At 62.6% G+C, this 18,473-nt stretch carries 21 protein-coding genes, 1 tRNA gene and 2 pseudogenes; 15 read left to right on the top strand and 9 right to left on the bottom strand.

Annotated elements, in window-relative coordinates; all coding sequences use genetic code 11:
* Window positions 1-122: 122 nt before the first annotated feature.
* Window positions 123-737 carry a DUF1134 domain-containing protein gene (locus tag ACIQ3B_RS07975; RefSeq protein WP_397401350.1) on the bottom strand — a complete coding sequence of 205 codons (615 nt, stop codon included), beginning with the start codon at window positions 735-737 and terminating at the stop codon, window positions 123-125.
* 138 nt (window positions 738-875) lie between these two features.
* Between ACIQ3B_RS07975 and lepA the strand changes: the two genes are divergently transcribed.
* Window positions 876-2,681, top strand: coding sequence for a translation elongation factor 4 (lepA, locus tag ACIQ3B_RS07970; protein WP_397401348.1), 1,806 nt, complete (start codon window positions 876-878; stop codon window positions 2,679-2,681).
* Window positions 2,682-2,694: 13 nt separating this feature from the next.
* Here lepA and ACIQ3B_RS07965 read toward each other — a convergent pair whose 3' ends face one another.
* A complete protein-coding gene (locus ACIQ3B_RS07965; protein ID WP_397401346.1) occupies window positions 2,695-2,895 on the bottom strand; it encodes a hypothetical protein in 201 nt (66 codons plus the stop codon).
* A 173-nt stretch (window positions 2,896-3,068) separates the two neighbouring features.
* On the opposite strand from ACIQ3B_RS07965, the gene ACIQ3B_RS07960 reads away from it, so the two are divergent.
* The 3 genes from ACIQ3B_RS07960 to ACIQ3B_RS07950 all read left to right on the top strand — a co-directional run bounded on the left by ACIQ3B_RS07960 (window position 3,069) and on the right by ACIQ3B_RS07950 (window position 5,058).
* The gene (locus ACIQ3B_RS07960; protein WP_397401344.1) at window positions 3,069-3,194 is read left to right on the top strand and encodes an entericidin A/B family lipoprotein; all 126 of its coding nucleotides are present in this window, start codon (window positions 3,069-3,071) and stop codon (window positions 3,192-3,194) included.
* Between the two features lie 46 nt (window positions 3,195-3,240).
* A complete protein-coding gene (locus ACIQ3B_RS07955) occupies window positions 3,241-3,636 on the top strand; it encodes a DUF983 domain-containing protein (protein ID WP_397401342.1) in 396 nt (131 codons plus the stop codon).
* An 87-nt stretch (window positions 3,637-3,723) separates the two neighbouring features.
* Window positions 3,724-5,058: an MFS transporter gene (locus tag ACIQ3B_RS07950; protein WP_397401340.1), complete on the top strand. Its 1,335-nt coding sequence runs from the start codon at window positions 3,724-3,726 to the stop codon at window positions 5,056-5,058.
* A gap of 12 nt (window positions 5,059-5,070) precedes the next feature.
* On the opposite strand, the gene ACIQ3B_RS07945 is transcribed toward ACIQ3B_RS07950, so the two are convergent.
* Entirely contained in the window at window positions 5,071-5,406 is a 336-nt protein-coding gene (locus tag ACIQ3B_RS07945; protein WP_397401338.1) for an MmcQ/YjbR family DNA-binding protein, read from the bottom strand.
* A complete protein-coding gene (gene msrA / locus ACIQ3B_RS07940) occupies window positions 5,403-6,053 on the bottom strand; it encodes a peptide-methionine (S)-S-oxide reductase MsrA (protein ID WP_397401336.1) in 651 nt (216 codons plus the stop codon). Before msrA ends, ACIQ3B_RS07945 begins: the two co-directional genes overlap by 4 nt.
* A 131-nt stretch (window positions 6,054-6,184) precedes the next feature.
* Between msrA and ACIQ3B_RS07935 the strand changes: the two genes are divergently transcribed.
* From ACIQ3B_RS07935 to ACIQ3B_RS07895, 9 genes are all read left to right on the top strand, one after another.
* Window positions 6,185-7,111, top strand: coding sequence for a tetratricopeptide repeat protein (locus ACIQ3B_RS07935; protein WP_397401334.1), 927 nt, complete (start codon window positions 6,185-6,187; stop codon window positions 7,109-7,111).
* A complete protein-coding gene (locus tag ACIQ3B_RS07930; RefSeq protein WP_397401332.1) occupies window positions 7,078-8,043 on the top strand; it encodes a hypothetical protein in 966 nt (321 codons plus the stop codon). Before ACIQ3B_RS07935 ends, ACIQ3B_RS07930 begins: the two co-directional genes overlap by 34 nt.
* A 48-nt stretch (window positions 8,044-8,091) precedes the next feature.
* Window positions 8,092-8,181: transfer RNA gene (locus tag ACIQ3B_RS07925), tRNA-Ser, on the top strand.
* Window positions 8,182-8,794: 613 nt separating this feature from the next.
* Complete coding sequence (locus tag ACIQ3B_RS07920; protein ID WP_184248514.1) at window positions 8,795-9,121, top strand: hypothetical protein; 327 nt, start codon at window positions 8,795-8,797, stop codon at window positions 9,119-9,121.
* A gap of 10 nt (window positions 9,122-9,131) precedes the next feature.
* Window positions 9,132-10,352 carry an SDR family oxidoreductase gene (locus ACIQ3B_RS07915; protein WP_397401330.1) on the top strand — a complete coding sequence of 407 codons (1,221 nt, stop codon included), beginning with the start codon at window positions 9,132-9,134 and terminating at the stop codon, window positions 10,350-10,352.
* Entirely contained in the window at window positions 10,345-10,818 is a 474-nt protein-coding gene (locus ACIQ3B_RS07910; protein ID WP_397401328.1) for a DUF2269 family protein, read from the top strand. The genes ACIQ3B_RS07915 and ACIQ3B_RS07910 overlap by 8 nt, the downstream gene beginning before the upstream one ends.
* A complete protein-coding gene (locus ACIQ3B_RS07905) occupies window positions 10,815-11,348 on the top strand; it encodes a DUF4166 domain-containing protein (protein WP_397401326.1) in 534 nt (177 codons plus the stop codon). Before ACIQ3B_RS07910 ends, ACIQ3B_RS07905 begins: the two co-directional genes overlap by 4 nt.
* Window positions 11,341-11,742, top strand: coding sequence for a thiol-disulfide oxidoreductase DCC family protein (locus ACIQ3B_RS07900; RefSeq protein ID WP_397401324.1), 402 nt, complete (start codon window positions 11,341-11,343; stop codon window positions 11,740-11,742). The genes ACIQ3B_RS07905 and ACIQ3B_RS07900 overlap by 8 nt, the downstream gene beginning before the upstream one ends.
* A 41-nt stretch (window positions 11,743-11,783) precedes the next feature.
* Window positions 11,784-12,719: an SRPBCC family protein gene (locus tag ACIQ3B_RS07895; protein ID WP_397401322.1), complete on the top strand. Its 936-nt coding sequence runs from the start codon at window positions 11,784-11,786 to the stop codon at window positions 12,717-12,719.
* 690 nt (window positions 12,720-13,409) lie between these two features.
* On the opposite strand, the pseudogene ACIQ3B_RS07890 reads toward ACIQ3B_RS07895, so the two are convergent.
* The 3 genes and pseudogenes from ACIQ3B_RS07890 to ACIQ3B_RS07880 all read right to left on the bottom strand — a co-directional run bounded on the left by ACIQ3B_RS07890 (window position 13,410) and on the right by ACIQ3B_RS07880 (window position 16,142).
* Window positions 13,410-14,107 (bottom strand): annotated as a pseudogene (locus ACIQ3B_RS07890) (IS6 family transposase).
* Window positions 14,108-14,230: 123 nt separating this feature from the next.
* Window positions 14,231-14,896 carry a hypothetical protein gene (locus tag ACIQ3B_RS07885; protein ID WP_397401321.1) on the bottom strand — a complete coding sequence of 222 codons (666 nt, stop codon included), beginning with the start codon at window positions 14,894-14,896 and terminating at the stop codon, window positions 14,231-14,233.
* Window positions 14,865-16,142 carry a hypothetical protein gene (locus ACIQ3B_RS07880; RefSeq protein WP_397401319.1) on the bottom strand — a complete coding sequence of 426 codons (1,278 nt, stop codon included), beginning with the start codon at window positions 16,140-16,142 and terminating at the stop codon, window positions 14,865-14,867. The genes ACIQ3B_RS07885 and ACIQ3B_RS07880 overlap by 32 nt, the downstream gene beginning before the upstream one ends.
* A gap of 274 nt (window positions 16,143-16,416) precedes the next feature.
* Here ACIQ3B_RS07880 and ACIQ3B_RS07875 point away from each other — a divergent pair, with 274 nt between their 5' ends.
* Together ACIQ3B_RS07875 and ACIQ3B_RS07870 are read left to right on the top strand one after the other, a co-directional pair.
* Window positions 16,417-16,698, top strand: coding sequence for a type II toxin-antitoxin system RelE/ParE family toxin (locus ACIQ3B_RS07875; protein ID WP_397401318.1), 282 nt, complete (start codon window positions 16,417-16,419; stop codon window positions 16,696-16,698).
* A gap of 35 nt (window positions 16,699-16,733) precedes the next feature.
* Entirely contained in the window at window positions 16,734-17,054 is a 321-nt protein-coding gene (locus ACIQ3B_RS07870; protein WP_397401316.1) for a HigA family addiction module antitoxin, read from the top strand.
* Window positions 17,055-17,240: 186 nt separating this feature from the next.
* Here ACIQ3B_RS07870 and ACIQ3B_RS07865 read toward each other — a convergent pair.
* Together ACIQ3B_RS07865 and ACIQ3B_RS07860 are read right to left on the bottom strand one after the other, a co-directional pair.
* A pseudogene (locus ACIQ3B_RS07865) lies at window positions 17,241-17,939 on the bottom strand (IS6 family transposase).
* Between the two features lie 48 nt (window positions 17,940-17,987).
* Window positions 17,988-18,332, bottom strand: a complete 345-nt coding sequence (locus ACIQ3B_RS07860) for an AAA family ATPase (RefSeq protein ID WP_397401314.1) — start codon at window positions 18,330-18,332, stop codon at window positions 17,988-17,990.
* Window positions 18,333-18,473 lie beyond the last annotated feature (141 nt).

Genomic DNA, 18,473 nt, shown 5'->3' with positions numbered 1-18,473 from the left:
CGCTGTATCGCCGCTCGGACGGCGTACGTGGTCGTGGCGCTGCCATGGAGTATCTGGCCCATAGGTCCTCCCGGAATGAAGGATCAGCTTGGCTGATTCCCCCACACTCCGGGACCAGACACCTAGAACGGCCAGACATGGCGTTTGCGGCTATAGCCAAGGTAGCCGACGTTTGCGCCCAGTCGCAGGCCCACGCCGGCGCGGATCGGAGCCAGGGTGACGCCGTTGGCGCGCTGATAGTTCACGCCGAGACCACCCACCAGATATGCGGAACCTTCCACGCCCGGGAATCGCTGGAAGATCGTCTCGGGCGCCTGCAGATCGTAGCATAGGGTGAACACCCGGCTGGCGTTGCCGCCGAAGTCCCAGCCGGCGGAGGGGCCCTGCCAGAACACCTCCATGGGCGGCCGATCCTTCATGTAGAGCAGACCTCGGCCATAGCGGGCGCCCAGAACGAACGCGCCGGATCCCTCCTCGCCGGCGATGTAGGCCGTGGGCTTGCCGTTCTTGGAGAACAGTCGTTCGACCGCGGCGCCTGCCGATTCGGCGGTGACGCCGAGGAAGTCCGAGACGCCCTTGACGATCTCGTCCTGCTCATACGTGGGGGGATTGCTGGCGGGATAGTTGGTCTGGACCCCAGGTGACGGCAAGGCGCCGTCCGAGGCTTGCTGTGCACGAACCAGGTTGGGCGCGCCAAGGGCGACCAGCCCGGTGACGATCAGTTTGCGACGGTCCATAGGCGCTCTGAGGCCTCCGAAATCATGAATCAAAACCCGCCCCGTGAGCCTGCATGCGGCGCTGCGCCTTAACGCACGATTAACCACGACGGTCGGGCGGCTTTGTTGCGGCGCGAGATGTGCTAAACGCGGCGCGCAATGAGCACCCCACTTTCCCATATCCGCAACTTCTCCATCGTCGCGCACATCGACCACGGCAAGTCCACGCTGTCCGACCGCCTGATCCAGGAGACCGGCGCCTTGACCCAGCGCGAGATGACCGAGCAGGTCCTCGACAATATGGAGATCGAGCGCGAGCGCGGCATCACCATCAAGGCCCAGACCGTCCGGCTTGAGTACAAGGCCGACGATGGCGAGACCTATATCCTCAACCTGATGGATACCCCCGGCCACGTCGACTTCGCCTATGAGGTCTCGCGGTCTCTGGCGGCGTGCGAGGGCTCGATCCTGGTGGTGGATTCCAGCCAGGGCGTGGAAGCCCAGACCCTGGCCAACGTCTATCAGGCCATCGACAACAACCACGAGATCGTCCCGGTCCTCAACAAGATCGACCTGCCCGCCGCCGAGCCGGAGCGAATCCGCCAGCAGATCGAGGATGTGATCGGGCTGGACGCCTCTGACGCTGTCCTGTGCTCAGCCAAGACCGGCGTTGGCATCCACGAGGTGCTGGAGGCGGTCGTGAAGCGCCTGCCCCCGCCCAAGGGCGACCGCGAGGCCCCGCTGAAGGCGCTGCTGGTCGATGCCTGGTACGACGCCTATCTGGGCGTCATCGTGCTGGTGCGCGTGATCGACGGCGTTTTGCGCGCCGGCCAGCGCGTGCGGATGATGCAGCAGGGCTCCACCCACCTGATCGACCGGATCGGGGTGTTCCGGCCCAAGCGCACCGACCTGGCGGAACTCGGCCCCGGCGAGATCGGCTTCATCACCGCCCAGATCAAGGAAGTGGCCCACGCCGCCGTCGGCGACACCATTACTGAGGAGAAACGTCCGGCCGCCGAGGCCCTGCCGGGCTTCCGTGAAGTGCAGTCCGTCGTGTTCTGCGGCCTGTTCCCGGTGGACGCCGCCAAGTTCGAGGACCTGCGCGCCGCCATCGGCCGCCTGCGCTTGAACGACGCCTCGTTCACCTATGAGATGGAGACCAGCGCGGCGCTGGGCTTCGGCTTCCGATGCGGGTTCTTGGGGTTGCTGCACCTGGAGATCATTCAGGAGCGCCTTAGCCGCGAGTTCGACCTTGACCTGATCGCGACGGCGCCCAGCGTCGTCTACAAGATCGGCATGAACGATGGCTCGGTCATTGAGCTGCACAATCCCGCCGACCTGCCTGACCCGGTGAAGATCGCCTCCATCGCCGAGCCATGGATCAAGGCCACCATCCTGACGCCGGACGAATATCTGGGCTCGGTGATCAAGCTCTGCCAGGACCGGCGGGGGTCACAGCGTGAGCTGAGTTACGTCGGCTCGCGGGCGCTGGTGGTCTATGACCTTCCGCTCAACGAGGTGGTGTTTGACTTCTACGATCGCCTCAAGAGCATCTCCAAGGGCTACGCCTCGTTCGACTACTCCATCGAGGACTACAAGGTCGGCGACCTCGTGAAGATGTCGATCCTGGTCAACTCCGAACCGGTCGATGCGCTCTCCATGCTGGTCCACCGTGATCGCGCGGAGGCGCGTGGCCGCGGCATGGTCGAGAAGATGAAGGACCTCATCAACCCGCACATGTTCCAGATCCCGATCCAGGCAGCGATCGGCGGCAGGATCATCGCCCGGGAGACCGTACGTGCGCTCCGCAAAGACGTGACCGCCAAGTGCTACGGCGGCGACGCCAGCCGAAAGAAGAAGCTGTTGGAGAAACAAAAGGCCGGCAAGAAGCGCATGCGCCAGTTCGGCAAGGTCGAGATCCCGCAGGAAGCCTTCATCGCGGCGCTGAAAATGGATGCCGACTAGGCGCCTGGGCCGACTAGAGTTGGTTGAATTCCCCACAGCGGCACTTGACGACGACGTCGCGCAGGAATGCGCGGTCCGCGCGTATCAGATCGTTCCGGCACGCGCCGCAGACGTAGTGGCTGCCTTCGGAATTGACCGGGGCCTCGTCGGCAGTGAGCACGCTTCGCTGTCCGACGAACAGGCTGGGAAAGGTGCGCATGGGAACCGACAACATGACCGCTGCTCCAGAATAGGCCAGGCGGGATCGCCTCGTCTTTCGCACTGCAACATTCATTCTACGATTTTTGTTGCGTCGCTATGACACGGAGCCATTCCGGGCTGCGAAGCCGCCAGAAGCTTGATAACAGGATCATTGAGCCGACGCTGACCCGTTTCACGAGGAATCCCATGCGCAAGACTATACTGATCACAGCCGCCGCCGCCCTGCTGCTTTCGGCCTGCAACACAGTCGCCGGTGTCGGTCGAGACGCCCAGTCTGCCGGCAAGGCTGTGACCAAGGCCGCAAAGAAATAGCCGGGATGGCCTTACGATCTCACCTGCGAAGGCGTATGTGACCCCCATGGCTGAGATCATTTACCCGTTGATGCGTTCGATCACGCGTGGTCTTGCGCACAAGTGCCCGGCTTGCGGGAAGGGCCAGATTTTTGGACGGTATCTCAAGGTTCAGCCGCACTGCAAAAACTGCGACCATGAGCTGGCGCTTTATCCTGCGGACGACGGGCCAGCCTATCTGACCATCCTGCTGATCGGCCACCTGATCATCGCGCCCTTGCTGATCTTCCCGATCATCTGGGAGAGTGATCCGCGGATTTCCCTTCCCATCATCCTGAGCACACTCACCATCGTGGTTCTGGCGATGTTGCCGCGGGTGAAGGGCGGCTGGATCGGCTTGATGTACGCGCTGCAGGTCACCACGCACGACGAAACGCTGCACACCGCCGACGCAGCTGAGTGATCCCGGCCACGGCCTGAAACTCCGGCCTTGGCTTCTTCCTCCAGAACCCCGTAGCATCGCAGCCGGTATGCAGACGGGGACAAAAACATGACGGCGAGCGAGACCGGGGTTGATACCCAGGCGCCTGAGGGGTTGGCTCGTCCTGGCCTGACCGCTACGCAACGCGCGAAGGCGATCCTGGGCGGTTCCGCCGGCAATCTGGTGGAGTGGTACGACTGGTTCGTCTATTCGGCCTTCGCCATCTATTTCTCGCAACACTTCTTCCCCGGCGGCGACGATCTGGCAGGCTTGCTGAAGACCATGGCGGTCTTTGCCGTGGGCTTCTTCGCCCGGCCGCTGGGCGCCTGGCTGATGGGCGTCTACGCCGACCACGCGGGGCGCAAGACTGCGCTTACGGCGGCGGTCACCCTGATGTGTGGCGGCTCCCTGATCATCGCAGTGCTGCCCAGTTACGAGACCATCGGGGTCGCCGCGCCGATCCTACTGGTGTTCGCACGCATCCTGCAGGGCCTTTCCGTCGGCGGCGAATACGGCGCCAGCGCCACTTACCTGTCGGAAATGGCGGGGCGCAAACGGCGCGGTTTCTGGTCCAGTTTCCAGTTTGTCACCATGGTGATGGGGCAGCTGATGGCGCTGGGTCTGCTGGCGTTGTTGCAGACGACGATGGACAAGGCCGACCTTGACGCCTGGGGCTGGCGTATCCCGTTCTTCATCGGCGCGGCTCTGGCGGTGGTTGTGTTCTGGATCCGAAGCCGGATGGATGAGAGCCAGTCCTACGAGAACGCCAAGGCCGCCGGTGTCCCGCGGGCGGGCACCATGCTGCTGTTCACCCACTTTCCGAAACAGACAGCGACGATCATCCTGCTGACCGCAGGTGGGTCGCTGGCCTTCTATGCTTTCACCACCTACATGCCGAAATTCCTGACTGGCACGTCCGGATTCTCGGCGCCGACCGCTACGGCGATCACGGCAGGGGCGCTGGTGGTCTACCTCTTGTCCCTGCCCCTGTTTGGCTGGATCAGCGATCACCTGGGTCGCAAAGTGACGCTCTATGTGGCCTTCGGCGGCGGAGCAGCAGCCACTTTTCCGGCGCTTACGGCGATTGCCGCCACCGACAACGCCTGGGTGGCGTTCGTACTGATCTCGGCCCTGGTGTTCCTGCTATCGGGATACAATTCGGTGAGCGCGGTGGTGAAGGCCGAACTCTTTCCCACCAACGTCCGGGCTCTGGGCGTCGCCCTGCCCTATGGCATCGCCACGGCTGTTTTCGGCGGCACCGCCGAGCCCATCGCGCTGGCGTTCAAGCAGGCCGGCGTCGAGAGTGGCTTCTTCATCTATGTGGCGCTGGGACTGGCGGTCTCACTGGTAGCCAGCCTGTTCCTGCCCGACACCCGCAAGCACAGTATGATCCTGGAAGACTGAGGCGGCCCGGCGCTATAATCCCAGCTCGGCGCGCACCTTCTTCGTCAGCTTGCCCGCCATAAGGCTGTGGGCGGTTGCTAGCCAGGCGACGACATCCTCGGCGTCCACATCGTCCAGATCGACATTCACCCAGTGGCCCTTGGCGAAATAGGGCGCCTGTTTGCCGGGGCCATCCTCGGTGAGCACCAAGAACCCGATGGGGCTGACCTTGAAGGAGAGGCCTCCCTTCAAACCGCAGACCGCGAACACCTTGCCCCCCACCTTGTAGACATCGGAGTCGCCCCATTGCACGACGGCGGTCACCGCCGGCAGCGCGAGCGCGGCGACGGCGACCTCCTGGCGGGTCACGCCGTGACGCCGACGCCGATCGGGCAGCTGACGCCCGTGCCGCCGATGCCGCAGTAGCCGTTCGGGTTCTTGGCCAGGTACTGCTGATGATAATCCTCGGCGAAATAGAAGGGGCCGGCCTGGGCGATCTCGCTGGTGATCTGGCCGTAACCCTGCTTGCCGAGTTCGACCTGATAGGTGGCCCGGGAAGCTTCGGTCGCCGATAGCTGGGCGTCAGATGTGACATAGACACCCGAGCGATACTGGGTTCCGATGTCATTACCCTGACGCATGCCCTGCGTCGGGTCGTGCCCCTCCCAGAAGACCTTCAGCAGATTGGCGAAAGTCACCACCTTGGGATCAAAAATCACCATCACCGACTCGGTGTGGCCGGTCCGCCCGGAGCATGTTTCCTCATAGGTGGGGTTCGGCGTGATGCCCTGCTGATAGCCAACTGCAGTCACCACAACGCCCGGAACCTGCCAGAAGATACGTTCGACCCCCCAGAAGCAGCCCATGGCGAAATAGGCGGTCTCCAAGCCCTCCGCGTAGGGGCCCTTCAGCGCCTCACCGTTCACAAAGTGGCGCTGCGCCGTGGGGATGGGATTGGGCCGCCCCGGCAAGGCCGTGGCCGCTGTCGGAAGATCCATGGGTTTCTTGAAAAACATCTTGCGCCTCCGAACCGTCAGGTCACACCTTAGATGGGAGACCGAACGAAGTATTGCACCCCACAGACTGTAGCCTATCCAGCGCAGTTGCCAGGGTGAAAAGCTGCCTGTGTCACGCAAGAAAGTATGCCATGTCGCTCTACAAGACCCTGCTGATCGCCGGCGTAATAGCCGGCCTGTCGACCGCCAGCGCCCTGGCCGCAGGCAGCGGCGGCGGAAGTGGAGGCGGGGAGATGCCATCCGCGTCCACTCCGCGATATGATCCCGCGGAGGAATACGCCAAGGCCGTCAATGCGTTGCAGGCGAGGGACTACAAGACTGCCGCCCGGGCTGCGGGCAACGTCACGACGGCGGCCCCAAAGAACCTCGACGGCTGGCGCCTGCTGGGCATAGCCCAGGCGGGAGCCGAAAACTGGAAGGGCGCGCGCAGGGCCTATGAGCGGGCCGTCAAGCTGTCGCCCGACGATCTGCCCAGCCGGGGCGGCCTGGCCCTCTCGCTGGCCAATCTCAAGGACCCCAGGGCACAGGCGGAACTGGACTGGCTGAAGGCCAAATCCGGATCGTGTGGCGCAGGCTGTGATCCGGCCATGCTGAAGGCCATGACCGCCGAAGTCGAACGGGCGATGGCAGGCGCCGCACCGGGCCCCAGCGCATCAAAGACCTACGACACCCTGATCTTCGCCAGCGATCGCGGCGACAGCGCTTATATGGCGGCTGTGAGCCTGATCAACGAGCGACGGTATGAAGAGGCTCTTGCGTCTCTAGACAAAGCGCGACTGGCCTTCGGGCCACATCCCGATGTGCTGACGTACCAAGGCTACACCTGGCGCAAGCTGGGTCAGTTCGACAGGGCGGAGTCCTACTATCGTCAGGCGCTGGCCATCGCGCCGGACCACCGGGGGGCGACCGAATACTATGGCGAACTGAAGGTGGAACGCGGTGACCGGGAAGGCGCGCGGCTGATGCTGGCCAAACTGGACCGCGTCTGCGCCTTTGCCTGCGCCGAGGCTGAGGAGCTGCGCCGTTGGATCGACGCCGGCGGCGAACCGGGGCGCTGACGCTCCTCCTGGTGGTGGGTGCGTGGGCGGCGATGGCGGCCGATCCCGGCACGCCGCTGCGGGCCATGCGCTGGATGTCCCCTGAGGCGAACCTGCGCAACGCCCTGAGCGAGACCCCCACAGAGTGTCTGCGCCCGCCCCAGACGCCGCGCGCCGCGCAGGCGGTCAAGATCGGCCGCGCCGCCTTTCGCACGCCGCTCCTGTTGGGCGGACAGGCGGCTCGGGCCGGTGTCACCTGCGAAAGTTGCCACCGCGCTGGCCGGGGCAATCCGGACTTCCAGTTCCCGGGCGCCTCAGGCCCGCCCGGCACGGCCGACGTGACCCTCTCACTGTTCTCAAGCCATCGCGGCAACGGCGTCCACGACCCCCGCCCAATTCCGGATCTTTCCGGCCCGCGTAGCGCCCTGAAGGTCGCGCCAGAAGACCTGCCCGGCTTTATCCGGGGCCTGATCGTCGAGGAGTTTGATGGCCCGGAGCCGCCAGCGGCTGTGCTGGAAGGCCTCGTCGCCTACATCAGCGCCCTGGATCCCGCCGCTTGCCCGCATCACCCGAGCACGCCTGTAACCCTGGCCGCCACGATGGCCGATGCTCGCCTCGCCGTCGCCGCCGCAGGCGCCGCGCTGGCCGAAGGTGACCGAGCCACCGCCAACCTGATGATCGCCGCCGCCCGCACGCAGCTCGGCCTGATCGACGAACGCTATGGCGCCTTTCCGGATGACCGGGTCCGCCTCCGCCGCGCAGACGCAGACCTCGCCGCTGTGCAGTCCGGCATCCGGGAACGCCGACCCGACGCTGCGGCTCAACTTGCTGGCAACAGCGATAGCATGACGACGCTGGAGGTCAGACTCGCGCGCCGGGAACCGGCGTCTCTCTTCAATCCCGAACAACTTGCCAGGGCCGCAAACCGTCGCTTGCCCCCGAGGGCTTCCTGACTATATTGCGCGCCTTCCGCCGGGGACCCACTCCCCCGCGCGGCAGACGGTGCGGTGGCCGAGTGGTTGAAGGCGCACGCTTGGAAAGCGTGTTTAGGGGAAACTCTAACGTGGGTTCGAATCCCACTCGCACCGCCACCGACAGTGCCGCCGCAACAGCTAACACGCCCCAGCCCACCGACGAGGGCGCAAAGGCTCCGGCAAAGCCATGCCAAGGCATGATACGCCCTACGCCCAGCAAAAGACCCGCAAGCGCAGCAACGCAGGCCACACTATAGCTGGCCCATGCCACCGGACGCAGCGCTCCGCACAGCGCAAAGGCAAAGACTAGATGCACGAACGCCGCCGCGGGCAACGGTGACAGAGCGATCACCGTCAGCGTGAAGGGAGCCGCCTTTGCGCCCAGCATTGCGGGCGCGGCCATGGCTAAACTCCACAGTGCAACCCCACACAGGAATACAACCAGGGTCCACGCGCCCGGGAGGCCCCGCGCTTTTGCCGCGACAAAGCCTGCCAGCAAAGAACTCGCCAGCGCAGTAAGGCCCAGCGCGCCGATATACGCCATTATGCCAAGAGCTGTATCCATCGTTGACAGCATATCATGCGTTTCTGTTCACGTCGTTAACATTCAGGTGGCCCGTTCGCAGCCCGGAACCTTGGTTTTCCAGCAATCTTCGCAATTGGCATGCCAATTGCGAAGCACGTGGCACGACACGGTCATCTCGACCGCCCTCGTGAAAGGAGCCAAGCCATGTTGATCCCGATCGCCGCCCTGCTGCTCACCTATGCTGTGACGCTGGCGCTAGCGGGGCTGGCCGCCTTTGTGTTGCGCCGCCCGCTTTCAATCCTGTTGTCTGAACTGTGCGGAACTGAAGAGCGGTCGTCGTTCTGGACGGTGTGGTCGATGGTGATGATGATCGCGCTGCCGCTGCTATTCGTCTCGATGGCGCGGATTGCCACGGATCCCACCGTACTGATCCAGGGCACAGTGGCGGCTACCCTGGCGGGTATCCTGATGGCGATGGCCGGCATGGGACTGGCCGTTTGGCGCCGCGTGCCGCAGCCCAACATTAACTGAGGAGGCCGCTATGCGTGTGATGATCGTGGGCGGCGGGTTTATCGGCGGACATCTGGCCGGTCGACTGCGCGCTGAAGACTGCGTCGTAAAGATCGCCGGGAGGCACGGACATGATATCGCCTGCGATCTGACCCGTGAGGACGCCGCCATATGGGCCGAGCGCCTGCAGGGCTATGACGCTGTGGTAAACTGCGCAGGCGTGCTGGCTGCAGGGGCCGATTACGACGGTTTGCACTCGCGCGGTGCGATGGCCTTGTTCGATGGCGCCGCGCAGGCCGGAGTGGATCGCGTGATTCAGATCTCCGCCTTGGGCGCTAAGGATGGCACTTCCGCTTACCATTCCAGCAAGCGCGCTGCAGACGAACATCTGACCACATTGGGATTGGGCTGGGCGATTGTGCGCCCCTCGCTGGTGGTAGGGCGCGGCGGGGGCAGCACGACGCTGTTCAGCGCTCTGGCAGTCTTGCCGGTGTTGCCGGATATAGGCGGCGGCCCGGTCGCTCCCATCGCCATCGACGATCTTGTGGAAGCGGTTTGGCGCTTGCTGCAGCGCCCCTTGCCCATGGCTGTAGTGGTGGATGCAGTCGGGCCCGAAAAGATGCGGATCGTGGACCTGACGAGGATTTTACGACGTTGGCACGGGCTTGGCCCGACGCGCAGCCTGCAGGTTCCGCGCTGGATACTTCGCGCGGTCGCCAGACTCGGTATTGGGCCGATGACCCTCGAGAGCTTGACCATGTTGGAGGCGGGCAATTACGCGCCGGTCGATCCTTTGGTAGCCACACTTGGTTTTACGCCGCAGCCTGTCGCGCAAGCTTTGGCCCGTCACCCAGCAACCCAGAGCGATACGCTGGCGGCCCGCCTGTTACCACTTGCGCCCGCTTTGCGGGGCTTGCTCGCGGCAGTGTGGCTGGCTGGCGGGTTGGTACCTCTGTTGCTCACCCCCATGACCCAGAACATCCAATTGCTCGCTCGCCTTGGGCTGGCAGGCACTGGGGCAGTGGGCACCGTCTGGGCCGGATCGCTGGCTGATATCGCGATAGGCCTGGCGCTGCTCCTGCACTGGCGCGGGGCCGCATTGGCAGGTGTGGTGCTGATGAGCGTCTACAGCCTGATCCTCTTCGCCATTGCGCCAGAACTCTTGGCCGATCCCTTTGGGGCCTTGGTCAAAAATCTCGCGGTTCTCGGCCTGTCTTTGGCCGTCCATGCGATGGAGAAACCCAATGCATGATTATCTGCTCCTCAAGACGGTCCATATCCTTAGCTCCACCCTGTTGTTCGGCACAGGGCTTGGCACCGCGTTCCATGGCTGGATGGCCAATCGCTCGGGCGTGCTGGCAGCTCGTCGGGTGGTCAATCGCAACGTGGAGCTCGCTGATTGGCTGTTCACCACACCCGCAGTAATCGTGCAGCCAGTAACGGGAGTTTGGTTGGCGAACCTGGCCGGTTACCCACTGACAACGCCATGGCTGCTGGCTGCCATTGTGCTCTACGTCCTTGTGGGAGCCTGCTGGCTGCCGGTGGTGGCGATCCAGATCCGGATGCGCCGCATCGCCGAGGCTACCCCTGACGGCACAAAACTGCCCATACACTATAACCGCCTCGCGCGCTGGTGGTTCGCACTTGGATGGCCGGCCTTTATCGGAGTCATCATCATTTTCTGGCTAATGGTTGCCAAACCGGAGCTTGCATTGTGACCGAACCGCTATTCCGCCGTCTGCTGGGAGACGCCATCGAAGACCTGCCGTCAGTACTGCGTCGTGCCCACGATTCCAATGACTGCCAGAGGTGGGTTGGAAAGGCGCAAGTTGTGGCTAGCCGCAATCCGATCGCCCGCGCTCTGTGCTGGATGATGGGCTTGCCAAAGGCTGGAAACGATATCCCTGTAACCGTGGTGTTCGAGCGACATGGGGAGGCCGAAGTCTGGCGTCGCGACTTTGCGGGCCGAACCTACCATAGCCGGCTTGTCGCGCGCGACGGCCTGATTGTGGAGAAGATGGGGCCTGCCACCAACCGGTTTCGGGTGTGCGTGAAAGACGGAAGGCTACATCTCGATTTGGTGGCCTTCCGGTTTTTTGGGCTGCCGTTTCCGTCATGGATCAGCCCGCAGTTTCCCGCCGCCGAAAGTGAAGTGGATGGGCGCTATCGTTTTGACGTGCCTATTTTTCTGCCCTTTCTGGGTTTTGCCATCCGTTACATCGGCTTGATGGAGGAGCTTCATGATTGACCAAGGCCCCATCATTCTGTTCGACGCCCAATGCGTGCTGTGCTCTGCCAATGCACAGTTTATCCTGAAGCATGATCGGCTAGCCCGCTATCGCTTGGCTTCGATGCAAGGGGAGGTCGGTGCGGCGCTCTTTCGGCAGCACGGGATAGATCCGGCAAATCCGGATACGATCCTGCTGATCGACGGAGACCGGGTACTACGTGACAGTGAGGCCGTGATCGCGATCTACACGGGGCTTGGCTGGCCTTGGCGCATTGCGGGCCTAGGTCTGCTCACGCCGAGAGTCCTACGCGATCCTGTTTACCACTGGATCGCGCGCAATCGCTACCGGCTGTTTGGCAAGCGTGAGACCTGCTGGGTTCCTGCCGCCGAATACGCGGAAAGGGTCTTGTGATGAACGGGTCTAATCTGCTCCGCGGACGTGTGATTGGTGGCATGACCCTTGCCCTGGTCATCGCGCTCAGCGCCTACATCTTGATCAGTGCCAGCAAGGCCAACAACGTGGCCTTTGCCAGCCTTTGGTTTCTCGCGGTTCTACCCGCCTATCTCTGCGCGCTTATTTGCTATGTGGGAGATCCGGCGGGCGACAAACCGTCGTCTTTCTATTGGTCTGTGCCGCCAATTTTCGGCGGGCTCGTGGTTATGGGCTCGGTAGTGTTTCTGCACGAAGGGGTCATTTGCATCATCATGCTCGCCCCGATCTGGCTGTGCTCTGGCTATGCCGGTGCCTTCATCCTGCGGCGCGTGCGGAAGGGGCGGACCGATCCCGCAAAGTTCCACGCCTCTTTGCTTTTCCTACCGCTGATGTGCGGCAGCCTGGAAAGTCAGATTCCGATCCCCGAAAAGCAGGTGACGCTAACGCGCTCCATCGTGATCCACGCCACCCCGGCTCAAATCTGGCCCTACGCGGTGGCCAATGCACATATCAGCCCGGATGAAGGTCAATGGAATTTCGCGCAGAGCATTGTCGGTATACCGCGCCCACGCGCTACCACTATCAGCGGGCATGGTGTGGGCGTTGTGCGCAAAGCCTACTGGGGCGATCACATCAATTTCGAGGAAAGGATCACCCAATGGCAACCGGGCCAACGGCTTGGTTGGGCCTTTGTCTTTAGCAACAGCTCACTTCAGGATTACACCGACAGACATATCTCGCCCGACGGGCAGTTCCTCAAGATTGACACTGGCGAATACACGCTGACACCGTTGAATGACGGCACAACCAAGCTCACACTACGGACCAATTACATCGCCAAGACGCATGTCAATCTTTATGCGCAAATGTGGGGCGAGATCCTGCTGGGCGATATCGAAAGCAACATTCTGACAATCATCAAGCAGCGTGCCGAAGCGGCAAAGGCTAGGCTTTAATCCTTCGGCTTTCGTACGTTGTATCGATCAACATATGACCGGTTTCAACAGGAAGTCTTTGGGCCCTTCGAACCGTCGCTGTTTGGTTGCGCCACATGACCATAGCGACGGGACCCAGTGTCCGCTTTCCCAAGCTCCTTGTTTTGCAACCAGCCCACCCATTTGCAACCTTTGCAGCGTCCTTCAAGGCTGCCCCAAAGCTGACCTTCTCTTTTGCCCCTTGCCCAGCCAAGAGCTGCCTTCCAGTAACCGACCCAATTTCGTTGGTAATTCCTGCCCGGTGGAGCGTTCGCTGAATGTCGAGTTTTGGCGATGAACCTGCCGTTGGACGGGGGACGCGTGAATGGCGAGTTTGTCCCACTTGCTGTTGTTCAGCATTGGCAGAATGCTCCGGAACTAACAGTTGCTTGAGGGATGGACCGAAATTGCCGATCTGCAGAAGGCCGGAGCAGATCATAGGGCGATAGCGAACTCGTAGTGATCATCACTATCAGGCGTGGCCCGCCACCCAACTAGGGAACTCATCTCAGTCTGGGATTGGCAGGTTAACTTCCCGTGGCCGGCAAAAGCCCTTCCCCGCCTCAATCAGGCGGATGCCGTCGCTTCGACCCAGGCCTGATGAGCCGCCGCTCGGAAGGGACTGTCAGCTTAAGTCGTCCTAGCCGCAGCAGCACCTGCCCGGAGCCAAGATCATGCCGCGGCGGTCGCAGCCGCCCAGGCCCGATGAGCCTCAGCCCGGATCAGGCGAAGGGTCGGTCGGCGACCAGGTGGGGTTGGAGATTGAAGGTGTTGTAGATCGGGGCGTGGGTGGCCAGGAACCTCTGGGCTGAGCCCTGGGATTTGAATTTCTGCTGCTTCCGTTCTCGTCGTCGGATCGCCAGGTGGGAGTTCTCGGCCCGATTGTTCTCCCGCATACCGCCTGGCCGGTGGACGCCTTTGAGGCCGAGGTCCCGGACTGCGGCGCTATAGGACGCCAGCTTGTCCGTCGTGATCGTTTCGGGGTGGATGCCCTGTGTCTTGAGCAGTTTCCCGAGGAGCTTCAGGGCGGCGTGTTTGTTGCGCCGTTTCTGGACCAGCACATCCAGGACTTCGCCCTCGTCGTCCACCGCGCGCCAAAGCCACATCTTCTGTCCGCCGATCCGGACGTACATCTCATCCAGATGCCACCGGCCCGTCGGCGGACACCGGCGCCGGCGTAGGTTCGCCGCGATCTGAGGCCCGAACTTCAGCGTCCAGCAGCGTATCGTCTCGTAGCTGACCTCGATCCCTCGCTGGGCCAGCAATTCCTCGACGTCTCGATAGCTGAGCGTGAACCGGTAGTAGAGCCAGACCGCATAGCGGATCACATCCGCAGGGAACCGGTGGCGTTTGAACGAGATCGGCTTCACCGGCAGCTCTCCATCCTGGCCACAGCGCCATATCTGGAGACATCTTGCCGTTAGACTGACAGCACCCTTGGTGGAGTTTGCCGTGAGCCGGCTCGGATCTCGCACAGGACCGATATGAGATCGCTACGCGAGAACCTTGGCAGTACCGTCTCGGCGCCAACGAACCTGTGGAGAATAGATGTTGAAATCGCGATGGAGAGCGCCAGTTCGGAAGAACTCCTCGACGATCTCGAACCGGTCGAGCCCCCTTTCCAACGCGAATGCCAGCGGATCGAGTGGCGCAGGGGCTCGATGGAGCCAGTCGATCCATTGCCTCCAGAGCGGCTTCCTGTAGTCGGAGTAGTTTGCGCAGTTGCCTGTCCAGAAGGTCGGACCGACTCCGTCTTTATCTAGTAGCCGCAGACTAAACCTGATCCACACGTCCGGCTGGTCGCCGTACTGGTAGTCGAAGCCTAGACTTTCGACTCGGTCCGCCGAGACCCGCTCAAACTCGAATTCCCCGAGCCGGCGCTCGCCCTTTCGGCCGGGCTGGCGCTCCCGCCGCACCCAGCCCGACGCGAGAGCCGCAGGGACCAGTTCGCTGGCGATCGCAGCCATCATAGCCTTCGGCGAAATCCACCCTGGCCCATGCTTGCGATGCTTCTTCGGCTTCCGTCTCGGCAAACGTGGCCAGGGATCCCAGGCCTCCAGCGTCCTCACGATCCGGGCGTCCAGAGCTTTCAGTTTGACGTACGGTAGGCGCGCGATCCACGCCGCCCTATCGATAAGGATCTTCAGCCAGGACTTCATGATAACCAATCTGCCCAAATGGAAAGGCTGCAGCGACTCCGATGTCCCGCGGCAGGAAGTGATCCACGCGATAGCGATCTCCGAATTGGTGGTAGGCTGCCAACTGGTTCCGGCTCAACCGAGCCCTCGGTCCAAACTTCTGCTCGCTCATCAAACCGATCGCCGTGTCCTGGTCCAGAACCGTGTAGCGAGGCCCTCCATTCACCTCGACGTGCCGGCCCCCCGGCTGCGGCCTCTCGCCATTTGCAAGCGTTCGGACACGCCCCATCGACTCGCCCAACTTGCCCTTCGCCGTGATCGGAAGGCTATTGCTGTATTTGCGTCCCGCGTATCCAAACGGCGCAGCCACATATCCGCCGGCGAGCGCGGCCTGGCTGGCCCGTCTCCAGTCTACAGGTCGCCCGTTCAGCGCATCCTGGACGATTGAGGTCGTTGCGCCACCGATCGCTCCGGCTTGTCCGGGCCGTCCTCGAGCGGAAGCAAGCGCCGCGACCGTGCCACCTGCCGCCGAGCCAACATAGTCGCCGACGGAGCCGGGGCGTCGGTTCTGAAGGTCAATCAAAGCCTGGCTCACAACACCCCCGCCTGCGCCAACGCCGCCGAGCACAGCAGCCTCTCTTGCAATCATCGGCGCGGCCTGGGCGATGCGGACGCCTCCAGCGAGCATAGCATCGACAGGCCCGAGGGCGACGAGCCCTAAGCCTGTGCCACCAATTTCGCCGACCGTACGTGCGGTCCGGTAGTTCTTCTCATCATACTGATCACGAGCCTGCTCCGTGGCCCAGCGGCTCCGCCAAGCATCGCCGACATCTGCGCCCTGGGCCGCGTCGATGAGAGCCCGTCCACCGGCGTAGGCGCGATCACCCAGCCCCAGCGTGAATACATCCTGCGCGCCTCTGGCCGCGGCCAGCGTCTGATCGATACCCTGCTGAACCAAGGACTTCGCGGCGGGCTGCGACGCTTGCCGCGACGGGCTGGCGGGCCGAATGGCGGTCGAACCGGGACGCTTCTGAGTGCCCGCGGAGTTCTTCGACGGCTTTGACGAAAGCAGCTCAGACCCGAGACGATTGACTTCGGACTGAGTGCGCACAACGAGATCGCGCCCTGTTCGGATGGCATCGCCGTAAGCTCTGTGCGTTGCGGCCTCGGCCTCCCGACCAAAGTTCGCGACCTCACGCTGCCGTCGCTTCACGAACTCGTCCATGGTTTCAAGCACGCCACCGCGCGCAGGCCTGTAGCCAGCCATCTCAACCCCCTTTGCCATTCCCGAAAATGGGTCTCGGTACGCCGCAAACGCCGACACCCCATCAATGCCAAGCTTCCCACAACGCGAGCAGCAGTTCAAGAACAAATAAAGAACATTTGAATTGAAGGTCAGTCACCGCCTGATTGCCTCCACCCCACGCGGTCGTGAAAGTCACGAGGCGGGTTTCATTTGAAAATTCTGAAACTTGTGAACATTGTAGCGTATCTCGCTACATTTCTGTAGCCAACCGTAGCGTGATACGCTACAAAGCTCCATGATCACGAGCTGGAAGTCGCCAGCGGCCCGGGAGGTCTTCGAAGGCCGGGTCCCCAAAGGTTTTCCAGCCGATCTGGCCAAGACGACACGCCGGCGGCTTGGCTACCTCCACGCTGCAGCGCGGCTGGAGGATCTGCGATCGCCGCCTGGAAATCGGCTGCATGCCCTGACCGGCGACCGCGAGGGTCAGTATTCGCTCAGCGTGAACGACCAGTTTCGTATCTGCTTCGTCTGGACGGCTGAGGGGCCAGCCGAGGTGGAGTTCGTAGACTATCACTGATGAGATCAACAATCTGGACGGAAGGCGTAAGACCGATGGCCACCGCATATGACTACGCCGGCTTCGCAAGTCCGGCCCCGCATCCGGGTGAGTACCTACGCGAGGACTACCTACCGAGCTACAAGCTGACGGCGGGAAGTCTTGCACGGGCCATGGGGCTGCGCGACCGCGCGCGGATCGAACGGCTGGTTCGGGAGAAGCAGGCGATCACTGCCGATACGGCGCTGCGGCTGGCGCGGGTATTCGACACCACACCGGAGTTCTGGATCAACCTGCAGGTCGCTCACGATCTCTCCAAAGCCGCCATCAGCGCCAGGGAGGAGCTTGCGGCGATCAAGCCGCTAGCGGCGGCTTGATGCGGTGATCAGGCGGGCGAACCGGAGACGAGTTCTCATTGGACTGACAGCACCGCCAATCAGACCCGGAACGGGTCTCTCAATTCCCCACTCCGAGACAAGACTTGGATAAATCGGCGCTATTTGCCGCGAGGAACTGACAGGTTAACTTCGCCGAACCACAGAGGCCCCTCCCCGACCGAATGATCACGCAGTGGTGGTCGCAGCGTCCCACGCCCGATGAGCCTCGGTCCGGAACTGGCGCAGGGTAGGTCGGCGGATCAGATGGGGCTGGAGATTGAAGGTATTGTAAATCGAGGCGTGGGTGGCGAGGAACCTTTGGGCTGAGCCTTGGGATTTGAACTTCTGCTGCTTCCGTTCTAGTCGTCGGATCACCAGGTGTGAGTTCTCGGCCCGATTATTCTCCCGCATTCCACCAGGCCGATGGACGGACTTGAGCCCGAGCTCGCGGACTGCGGCGCCATAGGACGCCAACTTGTCCGTGGTGATGGTTTCGGGGTGGACACCCTGGCTGTTGAGCAACTTCCTCAGCAGCTTCAGGGTGGAATGTTTGTTGCGCCGTTTCTGGACCCGGACATCCAGGACTTCGCCCTCGTCGTCCACGGCCCGCAACAGCCAGATCTTTTGTCCGCCGATCCGGACGTACATCTCATCCAAATGCCACCGGCCGGTTGGCAAACACCGGCGCCGGCGCAGGTTCGCCGAGATCATTGGACCGAACTGCAGCGTTCGGCAGCGGATCGTCTCATAGCTGACTTCGATGCCCCGCTGGACCAGCAGTTCCTCGACGTCTCGGAAGCCCAGCGTAAAGCGGTATTAGAGCCAGACGGCATGGCGGATCACGTCAGCTGGGAACCGGTGGCGTTTGAATGAGATCGGCTGCATCGGCAGCTCCATACTAGCCGCAGGGCCAATTCTCGAGACATCTTGCCGTTAGACTGACAGCACCCTTGGGCGCACCACAAGCAATGACAGGTCGGCAAGGACGATGGCGTGGCTTAGGCTTTCCTCAAGTCCAGCGGCGGTGTCGATCACCATCAGGTCGACGTGGTCGCGCACGGCCTGCCTCTGAACGGCGCAGAGATCGCGACCCGTTGTCTGGACCTCGGCCGGACCCTCGCCGCAGCGTGGTTTCAGCACCTCGTCGGCCGAAAGCTGGGTATCGGCGTCCGCAACCAGCAAACGGCGACAGCCAAGATGGGCCGAAAGCGCCAGATGTACCGCAAGCGTCGTTTTGCCGGAGCCGCCTTTACGGGAGATCAACGCGATCGTTCGCACAGTTCACCACCCCTTGGCGGGGGCTGGCCCGCCAAAATGGTTAATGCGTCCACCTCTTTGCCGACAATTGCGATAATTTATTTTTGGACAACTATAATACTTGCAGCAGAGTCGACTGTGTGGTGTTGGGAATTGTCGGGC

The sequence above is a fragment of the Phenylobacterium sp. genome (assembly GCF_044358365.1).
In the GTDB taxonomy this organism is placed as follows: domain Bacteria; phylum Pseudomonadota; class Alphaproteobacteria; order Caulobacterales; family Caulobacteraceae; genus Phenylobacterium.
Note: the sequence above shows the minus strand (reverse complement) of the source record. Positions and strands in the feature narration are given on the sequence as shown.